Below are 14,146 nucleotides of genomic sequence, written 5' to 3'. Positions count from 1 at the left end.
GTTCTAATACTACCCGGTCAGATGAATCGAGCGCTGGCGCCCTGTGTTGATGGGGCATGACGCCCGCACAGTTGAGCAAGCTCGACCGGGAACTGAGCGAGTAGCTGTGGAGTCCATGACGGTGGGAATGGGCCGCACCGAGAGGCGTCGCGCCCTCGGCGGCTACGTCACCGGGCTGCTGCTGGACGGCGAGCGCAAGAGTATCGAGCCCATGGCGGCCCGGCTCGTCGAGGAGCCGGGCCAGACGGAGGCCATGCGCCAACGGTTGCAGCAATGCGTGTCCGGTGCGAGCTGGGACGACGCCGAGATGCGACGGCGCCTGGCGCGCAAGCTGGAGCATGAACTGCCAGGCTTGGAAGCCCTGGTCATCGACGACACGGGCTTTCCGAAGAAGGGCGTGCATTCAGTCGGCGTGGCCCGCCAGTACTCCGGCACGTTGGGCCGCACGGACAATTGCCAGGTGGCGGTGAGCCTGCATCTGGCAGACGAGAAGGGCAGTGGCTGCATTGGCATGCGTCTGTACCTGCCCGAAGAGTGGACGACGGACAGGCGCCGGATGCGAGCGGCCGACGTCCCGTCGGAGGTCGACTTCAAACGCAAGTGGGAGCTGGCGCTGGAGCAACTGGACGAGGCCTTGGGCTGGGGAGTGCGCAGCCGTGTCGTCCTGGCCGACCCCGGCTACGGCAACTGCCGCCAGTTCCGTGACTCAGTCCGGGCCAAGGGCCTGCACTTCCTGGTCGGCGTGCAGAGCAACACCCATGTCTGGCCTCCAGACTCCAAGCCGCAGGCCCCCCAACGCGTGCCGCACCAGCGAGGCCGCCCTCGCACGCGCTACTTCGATGCGGATGGTCAGCGCCCGGTGAGTCTGGACAAGGTGGCTGCGCAGCTGCCTCGCTCCGCCTTCCGGCGCGTGCAGTGGCGCCAAGGCAGCCGTGGCGTGCAGTCCTCTCGCTTCGCGGCACTGCGCGTGCGGACCGCGGAGCGTCAGGTGGAACGAGCCGCCCCCAGTGACGAGGTATGGCTGCTGATAGAGTGGCCACGTGGAGAGGCGCGTCCGACGAAGTACTACCTCTGCTCTCTGCCGGAGCAGACGCCGTTGAAGGAGTTGCCCTCGGGACAGTGCGGCGGCAGGAAGTGCAGCACCACCCGCTCGCCCATCTCGGCCAGCACCTTCTTCGTCTTCTTGCTGGAGTGCGTGGCCGCATTGTCCAGGATGAAGTGCAGTCACCTGGCCGTGGGGTAGGCCTCGCTCCCCGCGCGCACCAGGTCGATGAAGAGGGCGCTCGTCTTTCGCTCTCCCTTCACCCACGTCAGCTCGCCCGTGCGTGAGTTGAGCGCTCCGGCCACGTAGCGCTTCTGGTTGTTGCCCGGGGTGACGACCTCCCGCCGCTCTCCGGGCAGCATCCAATCGGGCCCCACCTTGGGGTTGAGGTGCACGTCCATCTCGTCCTCGTAGAAGACGGGCTCCTCGGTCCGGGCGTAGGCCGCCCGGCACTTCAGCTGCCACAGCCGCTGCTGTCGCTGGCGCTCGGGCCAGGGGCAGCTCACCACGGGACGGGGCGGCTTCAGCCGCGCGCCCACCGAGGCCAAGGCTCGTCCCATCGTCGCGGGCGAAACGCGCACCCGGCCTCGCCTCTCCACCTCTCGCGCCAAGAGCTCGCGTGTCCACGGGGTGCGCCGCCAGCCGGACTGCTGGGGTGTGCCCCTCAGCACCCGGCAGAGCGTTGCTCGGAAGCGCTCGTCCACCTTGCGCTGTCCATTGCGAGCGCGCCGGTCCACCATCGGCGCTCGCGCACCTCCTCAAGGGCCGTCACGGATCTGGTCAGGCAGGACTACTTGGGAGGGTGGATTCCCGAGGGCATGTCTCAATACACGCAGGTCCCGTTCGGGCCGCAGTACCCCTGCCCCGTCTTGCAAACGCACTGGTAATCCTCGAAGCAGAAGGAGGCCGGGCAGAAGCCCCCACCCGTGCCTCCACCGCCCGTCGTCGGGTACACGCAGGTTCCGTTCGAACCGCAGTACGCGTTCGGATCGCTGGTACACGCCGCCTGACACTGCTGGTCCTCGTAGCAGAAGGAGGCAGGACAGGTGCCGTCCACCAAGGACTCGCTCTCACGGGAGACCTGCTCCCCGGTGGAAGGCTCGGCCGTGGCGACCGTGGCGAAGGCCAGCAGGACAGCGACACCCCAGGACAGATGACCGCGCTTCAGCGTCATGGACAGCCCCTCATGGTGACTGCGTGGGTCCAGCGAGGATAGCAGCCCCCTGAGCACGGGCGGTATGAAAGCCCTGCTACGGGAGAGGGCCGGCGGAGGTGGTCGTCCAGGAGGGCCGCGCGACACGCATTGGACGCGGCAGGAGGGCCCCGAGGAGGCCCGCCTGTCACGCAGGCGCCCACACACTTCGTCAGGGGCGAAACGCGCGCTTCAGTGCTACTCCATGCCACCATGTCCGGCGACTCACCCGTCCCGCTCCCCGGCGGCCAGCCCACCCTGCGCTTCCCCCCCGAGCTCCCCATCTCGAGCCGGGTGGAGGACATCACCGCGGCCATCTCCGCCCATCAGGTGGTCATCGTCGCGGGGGCCACCGGCTCGGGGAAGACGACGCAGCTGCCGAAAGTCCTTCTCGCCATGGGGCGCGGCCGCCCGCGCCAGATTGGCGTCACCCAGCCCCGGCGTATCGCCGCGACGAGCGTGGCGGCGCGCGTGGCCCGCGAGCTCGGCACGGAGCTGGGCACGGACGTCGGCTACCAGATTCGCTTCGAGGACCGCTCGTCCCGGCAGACGGCCGTGAAGTTCATGACCGACGGCGTCCTCCTCGCGCAGATTCACAGCGACCCGCTCCTGCGCCGCTATGACACCATCGTGCTCGACGAGGCCCACGAGCGCAGCCTCACCATCGACTTCCTGCTCGGGTGGCTCAAGCGCATCCTCCCCAGGCGCCCCGACCTCAAGGTCGTGGTGAGCTCGGCCACCATCGAGACCGAGCGCTTCTCACAGTTCTTCGGGGGCGCCCCGGTCATCCAGGTGGAGGGCCGTACCTTCCCGGTGGACGTGCTCTACGAGCCGCCCCCCGAGGACGACGAGCTCGCCGACTCCGTCGCCGATGCGGTGGCGAACGTGCTCTCGCTCGACCCGGACGGGGACGTCCTCGTCTTCCTCCCCGGGGAGCGGGAAATCCGCGAGGCCGAGACTGCCCTGAACGCACGCGAGCTCCGCGGCACGGTGGTGCAGCCCCTGTATGCGCGCCTGTCGGCCTCCGAGCAGTCGCGCGTCTTCGCCACCATCCCCGAGCGCCGCGTCATCCTCGCCACCAACGTCGCGGAGACGTCCGTCACCATCCCGGGCATCGTGTACGTCGTGGACACGGGGGTGGCGCGCCTGTCGCGCTACGACGCGCGCTCGGGCACCACGCGCCTGCACATCGAGCCGGTCTCCCAGGCCAGCGCCGACCAGCGCAAGGGGCGCTGCGGCCGCGTGCGCGAGGGCATCTGCGTGCGCCTCTACGACGAGGCGAGCTTCACCACGCGGCCCGCCTTCACCGACCCGGAAATCAAGCGCACCGGGCTCGCGGGGGTCATCCTGCGGATGAAGTCCCTCGACCTCGGTGACGTCGAGGACTTCCCCTTCCTCGACCCGCCCCAGCCGAGGGCCATCGCCGAGGGCTGGCGGGTGCTCGAGGAGCTCGGGGCCATCGAGGGCAAGGAGCGCACCTTGACGCCGCTCGGGCACCAGCTCGCGCGCTTCCCGGTGGACCCGCGCATCGCGCGGATGATTCTCGCCGGCGCCGAGTACGGCTGCCTGGACGAGGTGCTCATCGTCGCCGCGGCGCTCAACCTGCAGGACCCGCGCGAGCGGCCTCGGGAGCTCGCGCAGAAGGCGGACGAGCTGCACCGGCGCTTCCGTGACGAGCACTCGGACTTCACGGGGCTGCTCAAGCTGTGGGCCTTCGTACGCGAGGCCGAGGGCCGGGGGACGTCCCACCTGCGGCGCGTGTGCCGGGACAACTTCCTGTCCTTCCTGCGGGTGCGCGAGTGGCGGGACGTCCAGCGCCAGCTCGAGGAGACCGTCCGCGAGCTGCGCCTGCCGCGCAAGGGCGGGGGCGCCCCGGCGCGCGGGGACGCCCTGCACCAGGCGCTCCTCACCGGGCTCCTGTCCCGCATCGGCCAGTGGAATCCGGAGCAGCGCCACTATACGGGCGCGAAGCAGACGCGCTTCATGGTCCACCCCTCGTCGGCGCTCGCGAAGAAGCCCCCCGCGTGGGTGATGGCGTTCGAGCTCGTGGAGACGTCCCAGCTGTTCGCGCGCACCGTGGCGAAGCTCGACCCGGAGTGGCTCGCGGCGGCGGCCCCCCACCTGCTCAAGCGCAGCTACTCCGAGCCGCACTGGTCGGAGAAGTCCGCGCGCGCCGTGGTGAAGGAGAACGCGACCCTCTTCGGGCTCCAGGTCTTCAAGGAGCGCCCCGTGGCCCTGTCCAGCATGGACCCCGCCCGGGCACGGCTGATGTTCCTCGAGCATGCCCTGGTGCGCGGCGAGTACCGCACCCGGGGAGCGTTCCAGGAGAAGAACCGCCAGGTGCTCGAGCGCGTGGAGCGCCTGCGGGACAAGGCCCGGCGCAGCGCGCTGCTCGACAGCGAGGCGCTGCTGACGTTCTTCGACCAGCGCGTCCCGGAGGACGTGACGGACGGAGCGAGCTTCGAGGCCTGGCGCCGCAAGGCCGAGGCGGCCGACCCCGACGTGCTCGTCCTCTCGATGGAGGATGCCCTCTCGCACGACCCGGGCCTGTCCCCGGCGCACTACCCGGACGCCATCCCCCTGCACGGCGCGTCCGTGCCGGTAACGTACACCTTCGACCCCTCGGCCGAGGACGACGGCATCACCCTGAGCGTGCCGCTGCTGCTGCTCGCCCAGCTGGTCCCGGGTGAGCTCGACTGGACCATCCCCGGATGGCAGCGGGAGAAGCTCACCGCCCTGCTCGAGCAGCTCCCCCGCGCCCAGCGCAAGCAGTTGGGGCCCCTGCCGGACCTGGTCGACCGTCTCGAGAAGGAGCTCGTGCCCTTCCGCGGGCCGATGATTCCAGCGCTCGCGCGTGCGGTGTCCCGGCTGTGCGGCGCGGACATGACCGAGGACTCCTTCCGGGCGGATGCCGTGCCGCCGTACCTGCGCGTCACGCTCCGGGTGCTCGACGAGCGGGGAAAGGAGCTCGCGCGGAGCCGCGACGCCGACGCGCTGCTCGAGCAGCACGGGGGACGTGCACGGACGGCGCTGCGCAGCGCGGCACCGGCTTCGGACTGGGAGCGCAAGGGGCTGACGGCGTGGACGTTCGGCGAGCTGCCCCCCGTGGTCACCCGGCGAATTGGTGGGCTCGAGGTCCGCAGCTACCCCGCGCTCGTCGACCGGGGCGCTACCGTGGACCTGGTGCTGCTGGAGACCGCCGCCGCCGCCGACGCGGCCACGCGCACGGGGGTCCGCCGGCTCCTGATGCTCGCCGCGCGCGGCCACGTGGCCGTCAGCGCCGCGCGCATGCCGCCGCCCTTCCCGTCCCTGGACGGCGCGCCGCCCGCGCGGGGCCAGGCCGACCCCTTCCGGGCGCTCGTCCTCGCACGCAGCGTCGATGATGCGTTCAAGCTCGCACCGGGTGCGCCGCTGCCCCGCACCAAGGCGGCCTTCGAGGCACTGGTCCGTGAGGGCTCACCGCGCATCGAGGGTGCGGCCCGGGACTGGGCGAACGCCGTCATTGTCACCTCCTCGGAGCTCGCCGCGACGCTCGCCGCACTCAAGACCGCCTCCAGGGGGCAGAGCGGCGCGGCGGCCGTGAGGGACATCCGCTCGCAGTTGGGGCACCTGTTCCCCGCGAACCTCATCGAGTGGATTCCCTTCGGGCGCCTGCTGAACTACCCGCGCTACCTCCGCGCGGCCCAGGCACGGCTGTCGCGTGCGGTGGCGAACCCCGGCAAGGACGCCGGGAAGGCCGAGCCCTTCACCCCCCTGTGGGAGACCTTCCTCGCCAGGCGCGCCACCGTGCGAGACCAGGAGGCGGCGCAGGAGCTGCGGTGGGCCTTCGAGGAGCTCCGCGTGGCCATCTTCGCTCCGGAGGTGACGACACCCGTGTCGGTGACGGTAGCGAAGGTCGGCGCGGCCCTGGCGGCGCTGCGCTAGACCGCCTCGTGGGGGCGCAGCCGCGCCCGGGCTACTGCCTCCACGAGGACGCCCGTTCTCGTCCTTCACCTGCGCGGTGGCGCGCTCCAACCCAAGGAAATCAGGCCCGAGCGTCGATACACCCGAGACGCATCCAGCCTTTTCCGCCCCTGCGGCGCTTGCTATAATTCTGCCCCTTTCCCGTTATCCCAACATGCCCGAGCGCGAGCGAACCGAGACTGCGGCCCGCAGGAACTCCAACCTTGTCGATTTGCTGCGGTTCCGGGCGGAGCACCAGGGCGACGCCCTGTTGTACCGCTTCCTGGAAACGGGCGACGTGGACGGCCCGTCCGAGGAATGGAGCTACCGACACCTGGACTCCCGGGCGCGCTCGCTGGCCGCGCGACTCCAGGCCGAGGGCGGCCGGGGCGAGCGCGCGCTGCTGCTCTACCCGCCGGGGCTGGAGTTCGTCGCCGGCTTCCTGGGCTGCCTCTACGCGGGCGTCATCGCCGTCCCCTGTTACCCGCCGGACCCGACACGGCTGGACCGGACGCTGCCGCGGCTGCGCGCCATCGCCCAGGACAGTGGCGCGCGGTACGTGCTGACGACGAGCACCATCCAGGAGATGGCGGAGTTCCTCACGCCGCAGGCGCCGGAGCTGGGCGCGCTGACGTGGGTGGCCACCGATGCCGTCCCCGAGAGTCGGGCCGGTGAGTGGCTGCGGCCGGACCTGACGGCCGACACGCTGGCCTTCCTCCAGTACACCTCCGGCTCCACGGGCAACCCCAAGGGCGTGCAGGTGAGCCACGCCAACATCCTCCACAACGAGTCGCTCATCACCCGCGACTTCGGGATGGCGGAGCACTCCGTGGGCGTGGGCTGGCTGCCCATGTTCCATGACATGGGCCTCATCGGGAAGGTGCTGCAGCCGCTGTACCTGGGCTTCCCGTGCACGCTGATGTCGCCCATCGCCTTCCTGCAGCGGCCGCTGCGCTGGCTGGAGGCCATCTCCCGCTTCGGCGGCACGTGCAGCGGCGGGCCCAACTTCGCCTACGACTTGTGCGTGCGGAAGGCGAAGGGCGCGGACCTGTCCGGGCTGGACCTGCGCTCCTGGGACCTCGCCTTCAACGGCGCGGAGCCCGTGCGGCGCGAGACGATGGAGCGCTTCGCGGAGGTGTTCGGCCCGCACGGCTTCCGGCGCGAGGCCTTCTACCCCTGCTATGGCCTGGCGGAGACGACGCTCATCGTCACCGGCGGCACCAAGGGTGAGCCATACGCGCACGGGCACTACGACACGCGGGCGCTGGAGCGCGGGCAGGCCGTGTCCGTCGCCCCGGAAGCAGCGGAGGGCCCGGCGGCGCGCCTGCTGGTGTCCTCGGGTCGGGGCGCGCCGGACCAGCGGCTGCTCATCGTCCACCCGGAGGCGCTCACGCCCTGCGCGCCCCATGCGCTGGGGGAGATCTGGGTGGCGGGCCCCAGCGTGGCGGGCGGCTACTGGAACCGGCCCGAGGAGACGGCGCACGCCTTCGGCGCGCGGCTGGCCGGCGGTGAGGGCCCGTTCCTGCGCACCGGCGACCTGGGCTTCCTCACGCCGGAGGGCGAGCTGTTCGTCACCGGCCGCCTCAAGGACCTGCTCATCATCCGCGGGCGCAACCTCTACCCGCAGGACCTGGAGCTGACGGTGGAGCGCGCGCACCGGGCCGTGCGCGCCGGCTGCACCGCCGCCTTCTCCGTGGACGTGGAGGGCGAGGAGCGGCTGGTGGTGGCCACCGAGGTGGACGTGCGCGAGGGCTTCGACGCCTCGGCCGTCGTGGACGCCCTGCGCCGCGCCCTGGCGGACGAGCACGCGGTGCACGCGCACGCCCTGGTGCTGCTGCAGGCGCGCAGCATCCCCAAGACGTCGAGCGGGAAGATCCAGCGCCGCGCCACCCGCGCCGCCTACCTCGCCGGGGAGCTGGAGGTGGTGGAGTCCTCCGTGGTGGGCGCTCACGACGCGGCGCCGGCTCCCGCGCACACGGTGCCCGTCCGTGAGCGGCTGGCCACCGCGTCCGAAGCGGAGCGCACCGCGCTGGTGGAGGACTTCGTGCGCGACGAGGCGTCGCGCGTGCTGCGCCTCGCTCCAGCGGCGCTGGCCCGCGACACCTCCCTGGCGAGCCTGGGCCTGGACTCGCTGATGGGCCTGGAGCTGCACGGCCGCCTGGAGTCGGAGCTGGGCGTGCAGCTGCCCGCCGCCTTCCTCTGGCAGCACCCGACGCTGGCCGACGCCGCCGCGCAACTGCTGGCCATCTGGAATGGCGTGCGTCCGGAGTCCGCCCTCGCCGCGCCGCCGGTGGTGGCCACCCCGCTGGAGGGCGAGCTGCCCCTGGCCCCCGGACAGCTCCGCCTCTGGTTCCTGGACAGGCTGGTGCCCGGGACTCCGCTCTACAACGTGCACTTCCAGATCCGCCTCTCCGGGCCGCTGGACGAGGCCGCGCTGCGCTCGGCGCTGGACGGGCTGCTCGCGCGCCATGCCGTGCTGCGCGCCGCCTTCCCGGAGGTGGACGGACAGCCGCGCCAGGCGCTGGCGCCCGCGCGCGGACTGGACGTGCCACGCGTGGACCTGCGGGCACTGCCCTCCTCCGAGCGCGAGGCCGAGCTGGACCGGCTGTCGCGCGCGCACGGCCAGGAGCCGTTCCGGCTGGCCGAGGGTGCCCTGGTGCGCGCCTCGCTGGTGGCGCTGGAGGACCAGGAGCACGTGCTGCTGATGACGCAGCACCACATCATCACCGACGGCTGGTCCATGGGCGTGCTGGCCCGCGAGCTCGCGGCGCTGTACCGCGCGGCCGTGTCCGGCGTCCCCGCGGCACTGCCTCCGCCCGCGCTGCAGTACGTGGACTACGCGCGGTGGCAGCAGGGGCTGGGCGCGCTGCTGGACGGGCAGCGGGCGTACTGGGGACGGAAGCTGGAGAACCTGCCCCGGCTGGAGCTGCCAACGGACCACCCTCGCCCCCGGGAGCCGGGCTTCCAGGGCGCGCTGCACCGCTTCACCCTGCCGCGTGAGCAGGTGGAGGCCCTCAAGGCGCTGGGGCGGAGCGAGGGCTGCACCCTCTTCGTCACCCTGGCGGCGGCGTGGACGGCGCTGCTGCATCGCTACAGCGGACAGGAGGACTTCGGCCTGGGCACGGTGGTGGCCCACCGGGAGCAGCCCGGGCTCCGGGACGTGGTGGGCTTCTTCGCCAGCACGCTGGTGCTGCGCTCGGACGTGTCCGGCGCGCCCACCTTCCGCGAGCTGCTCGCGCGGATGCGCACCACCTTCCACGAGGCCCTGTCCCACGGAGACCTGCCCTTCGAGGAGGTGGTGGGCGCGGCGCGCGCGGCCCGTGGCGCCGACAACCCGCTCTTCCAGGTGAACCTGCTGCTGGAGAGCCTGCCCCCGGCGGACATGGCGGTGCCGGACATGCGGTGGCGCCCGGTCCTCCCCGTGCCGGACGGCGCCGTGGAGGGCACCGCGAAGTTCGACCTGCAGCTGGCCCTGGTGGAGACGCCCGAGGGACTCGGCGGCGCGCTGGAGTACCGCACGGACCTCTTCACGCCGGCCACCGTGGCGCGGCTCGCCCGGCACCTGGAGTCGCTGCTGCGCGGCGTGGTGGCCTCGCCCGGGGCTCGCGTGGCGGACCTGCCCCTGCTCGACGACAGCGAGCGCCGCGCGGTGCTCGTGGACTGGAACGACCTTTCCGCCCCCGCGCCGGCGGACCCCGCCCTCTGCGTGCACGCGCAGTTCCGCGCCCGGGCCGCGCGCGCGCCCGAGGCCGTCGCCGTGGTGGGTGATGACGCGACGCTCACCTACGCGGAGCTGGACCGGCGCTCGGACGCGCTCGCCTGGCACCTGCGCGGACTGGGCGTGGGCCCCGAGGTGCGCGTGGGCCTGAGCGTGGAGCGGTCGGCGGAGATGGTGGTGGGGATGCTCGCCATCCTCAAGGCGGGCGGCGCCTACGTGCCGCTGGACCCGGACTACCCGCGCGAGCGCCTGACGTACATGCTGGAGGACTCCGGGGCCCGGGTGCTGCTCACGCAGGCGCACCTCGCGGGCGCGCTGCCGGCGGCCGACGTGCGCACCGTGCTGGTGGATGCGCCCGAGTCCTTCCCCTCGGGCCACGAAGGGCCGCCCGCCCCGGGCACCACGCCGGACTCCATCGCCTACGTCATCTACACGTCCGGCTCCACCGGACGGCCCAAGGGCGTCATGGTGCCGCACGGCGGCGTGGCCAACTTCTTCTCCGCCATGGACGCGCGCGTCGGCAACGAGCCGGTGGGCACGTGGCTGGCCGTCACCAGCATCTCCTTCGACATCTCCGTGCTGGAGCTGCTGTGGACGCTCACCCGCGGCTTCCAGGTGGTGGTCCAGGGCGAGGGCGCGCCGCTGAAGGCACCGGCCCGCGCCGCCGCGGCCCGGAAGCGCCCGCTGGACTTCAGCCTCTTCTACTTCGCGGATGACGCGGAGGCCGCCGGAGGAGACCGCTACCGGCTGCTGCTGGAGGGCGCGAAGTTCGCGGACGCGCATGGCTTCGCGGCGGTGTGGACGCCGGAGCGCCACTTCCATGCCTTCGGCGGGCTCTACCCCAACCCCTCCGTCGCGGGCGCGGCCATCGCCGCCGTGACGAAGCACGTGGCCATCCGCGCCGGCAGCGTGGTGCTGCCGCTGCACCACCCCGTGCGCGTCGCGGAGGAATGGGCGCTGGTGGACAACCTCTCCGGCGGGCGCGTGGGCATCTCCGTGGCCTCCGGCTGGCACGCCAATGACTTCGTCTTCGCACCGGAGCGGTACGAGCAGCGCCGGGAGCTGATGCTGGAGGGCCTGGAGACCATCCGCCGGCTGTGGCGCGGCGACGTGGTGCGCTTCCCCGGCGGCGCGGGCACCCAGGTGGACGTCACCCTGCGGCCCCGCCCGGTGCAGAAGCAGCTGCCCGTGTGGCTCACCGCCGCGGGCAACCCGGAGACGTTCAGCACCGCGGGCCGGCTGGGCTGCCATGTCCTCACCCACCTGCTGGGCCAGACGTTCGAGGACCTGGAGAAGAAGCTCGTCCTCTACCGGGACGCGTGGCGCGCGGCGGGCCACCCGGGCGACGGCCACGTCACCCTCATGCTGCACACCTTCATCGGCGACGACGCGGCCCAGGTGCGCGCGGTGGTGGAGAAGCCCTTCCGCAACTACCTGAAGAGCTCCGCGGACCTGATGCGCGGCCTGGGCGGCACGCTGGGCATCGACATGAACGCCGCCACCGAGGCGGACCTGGACCGGCTGGCGGGCCACGCCTTCGAGCGCTACTTCGAGACGAGCGGCCTCTTCGGCACGCCCCGCTCCGTGCGCACCCGCATCGAGGAGCTCAAGGCGCTGGGCGTGGACGAGGTGGGCTGCCTCATCGACTTCGGCATCGCCCCGGAGACAGTGCTGGCCAGCCTGCCGCGGCTGCTCGAAGTCAAGCAGCGCAGCGACCGGGACAGCCGGCGCTCCCAGGACACGCGCTCCCTGCCCGAGCAGCTGGAGGCGCACGCGGTGACGCACCTCCAGTGCACGCCGTCGCTGGCGCGCGCGCTCCTGGTCGACACCGAGTCCGCGCGGGCGCTGGGCGGCCTGCGGCGGATGATGGTGGGCGGCGAGGCCCTGCCCGGGCCGCTGGCCACGTCGCTGCGGCAGGCCCTGCCGGAGACGGCCGCACTGCTGAACATGTACGGCCCCACGGAGACGACCATCTGGTCCTCCACGCAGCCCGTGGGCGCCGAGGACACACGGGCGGTGGTGCCCCTGGGCACGCCCCTCCTGCGCACGTCGTTCTATGTGCTGGACGCGCGGATGGAGCCGGTGCCGGTGGGCGTGCCGGGCGAGCTGTACATCGGCGGCGCGGGCGTCGTGCGCGGCTACCTGGGCCGTCCGGAGCTGACGGCCGAGCGCTTCGTGCCGGACCCGCATGGCCGCGAGCCCGGCGCGCGCCTGTACCGCACCGGAGACCGGGCGCGGTGGCTGGCCAACGGCACGGTGGAGTTCCTGGGCCGGGTGGACCACCAGCTCAAGGTGCGCGGCTTCCGCATCGAGGCGGGTGAAATCGAGGCGGCGCTCGTGGCGCAGCCCACCGTCCGGGAGGCGGTGGTGGTGGCGCGCGAGGACGTTCCCGGCGACGTGCGCCTGGTGGCCTACGTGGTGCCGCGCCCCGAGCAGAAGGTGGACACGGCGGCGCTGCGTCACGCCCTGGCGCTGAAGCTGCCCGAGCACATGGTGCCCTCGCTGGTGGTGGAGCTGCCCGCGCTGCCCCAGACGCCCAACGGCAAGGTGGACCGCAAGGCCCTGCCGGCGCCCACCGCGGACCGCGCGTCGCGCGCGGCATTCGTGGCGCCCCAGGGCCAGCTCGAGGAGCAGATCGCCGAGGTGTGGCGCAAGGTGCTGCGCGTGGAGCAGGTGGGCGTGCACGACAACTTCTTCGACCTGGGCGGCCACTCGCTGCTGATGGTGCAGGTGCACGCGCAGCTCAAGGCGGTGCTGGGACAGGAGCTGCCGCTGCTCAAGCTGCTGGAGCACCCCACCGTCAGCGCGCTGGCCCGCTTCGCCCGGCAGGAGCCCGCCGCCGCGCAGTCCTCGGTGGAGGTGGCGCAGGACCGCGCGAAGCGCCAGCTGGAGAGCCTCAAGCGCCAGCGTCAGCGCAGCGGCCGGAAGTAGGCCTCTGACGCGAAGGCCACCCGGACGCAGCTCCGGTCCGGGTGGTGGGGTGAGCTCCACCTGTTCCGAGTTTCAGGGGAAGAGGGGTTCATCCATGAATACAGAAATGGTAACGTTCTTGTCTCACGCGCCATCCATGTGACGGGTGTGAGCGCGGGCCCGCGGCCCGCCGCCTGCCCGAGAGGAACCCACACACCATGAAGCTGAGCGTCCTCGACCACTCCCTCATCGTCAGCGGCGGTACCGCTCGCGAGGCGTTCCGGAACACGCTGGAGCTTGCCCGGACCACGGAGCAGCTCGGCTTTCATCGCTTCTGGCTCGCGGAGCACCATGGCTCCGGCCACTTCGCGGGCGTGGCGCCCGAAATCCTGGTGGCCGAGGTGGCCTCGGCGACGTCGCGCATCCGGGTGGGCACGGGCGGCGTGCTGCTGACGCACTACAGCCCCTTCAAGGTCGCGGAGGTCTTCCGGCTGCTGGAGACGCTGCACCCCGGGCGCATCGACCTGGGCGTCGGGCGGGCCTCGGGCAGCACCGACCAGGTCACCAAGGCGCTCGCGTATGGCGCACCCACGGGGCCGGAGGGCTTCCCCCGCAAGCTGGCGGACCTCATCGCGTTCCTCTGGGGCACGGAGCCCGCCAGCGAGGAGCTCCGCGGCCTGCCCCTGCGGCCGCAGGACGCCGGGCGGCCGGAAATCTGGGCGCTGGGCTCGGGTGAGCAGAGCGCCGCCCTCGCGGCCCGCCATGGCATCTCCTTCTGCTTCGCCCACTTCTTCAACCCCATCACCGGCGCGCCGGTGACGCGCGGCTATCGGGCCCAGTACCAGCCCTCGAGCCAGCAGCCCTCGCCCCACTCCGCCGTCAGCGTCTACGTCGTCTGTGGCCGCACCGACGACGAGGCGCGCTCGCTGGCCCGCAGCAACGACCTGCTGTCGGTGAACACGCGCAAGGGGCGCGCGGAGCTGCCCATCCCCTCCGTCGAGGAGGCGGATGCGTACAACTACTCGCCCGAGGAGCTGGCGACGCTCGAGTTCGACCGCAAGCGCGTCGTCTTCGGAGACCCGGCCCGGGTGAAGGAGCAGCTGCAGCGCATGGCGGCGGACTTCGAGGCGGATGAGCTCATCATCACCACCATCTGCCACGACCACCGCGCGCGCCTGCGCTCCTACGAGCTGGTCGCGGAGGCCTTCGAGCTGGGCGCCGTGGGAAGCACCACCCGCCGCGCCGGGTAGCGGACCCCACACGTCCTCGATTGCGGATGGCGCGGCGCGACACGATTCGCCCGCGCGGTGACGCACGTTCGTGACGCCCCAGAGCGGGTGTT

The 14,146-nt window shown here is 72.3% G+C and carries 5 protein-coding genes and 1 pseudogene; 4 read left to right on the top strand and 2 right to left on the bottom strand.

The features are described 5' to 3' along the window. Positions 1-56 precede the first annotated feature (56 nt). Positions 57-1,108: pseudogene (locus tag ACX9TP_RS19095) on the top strand (IS701 family transposase); the annotation flags it as partial. 116 nt (positions 1,109-1,224) lie between these two features. Here the strand turns inward: ACX9TP_RS19095 and ACX9TP_RS19090 are convergent. After that, entirely contained in the window at positions 1,225-1,590 is a 366-nt protein-coding gene (locus ACX9TP_RS19090; RefSeq protein WP_482981162.1) for a transposase, read from the bottom strand. A 275-nt stretch (positions 1,591-1,865) separates the two neighbouring features. Further along, a complete protein-coding gene (locus ACX9TP_RS19085; protein WP_482981161.1) occupies positions 1,866-2,216 on the bottom strand; it encodes a hypothetical protein in 351 nt (116 codons plus the stop codon). Between the two features lie 231 nt (positions 2,217-2,447). Between ACX9TP_RS19085 and hrpA the strand changes: the two genes are divergently transcribed. The 3 genes from hrpA (at position 2,448) to ACX9TP_RS19070 (ending at position 14,054) form a co-directional block, all read left to right on the top strand. After that, positions 2,448-6,158, top strand: coding sequence for an ATP-dependent RNA helicase HrpA (gene hrpA, locus ACX9TP_RS19080; protein ID WP_482981160.1), 3,711 nt, complete (start codon positions 2,448-2,450; stop codon positions 6,156-6,158). Positions 6,159-6,351: 193 nt separating this feature from the next. Then, entirely contained in the window at positions 6,352-12,825 is a 6,474-nt protein-coding gene (locus ACX9TP_RS19075; protein ID WP_482981159.1) for a MupA/Atu3671 family FMN-dependent luciferase-like monooxygenase, read from the top strand. 197 nt (positions 12,826-13,022) lie between these two features. Beyond that, entirely contained in the window at positions 13,023-14,054 is a 1,032-nt protein-coding gene (locus ACX9TP_RS19070) for an LLM class flavin-dependent oxidoreductase (protein ID WP_482981158.1), read from the top strand. Positions 14,055-14,146 lie beyond the last annotated feature (92 nt).

It is taken from the genome of Pyxidicoccus sp. M15 (assembly GCF_056858435.1).
This window is presented reverse-complemented; position numbering and strand designations above follow the sequence as displayed.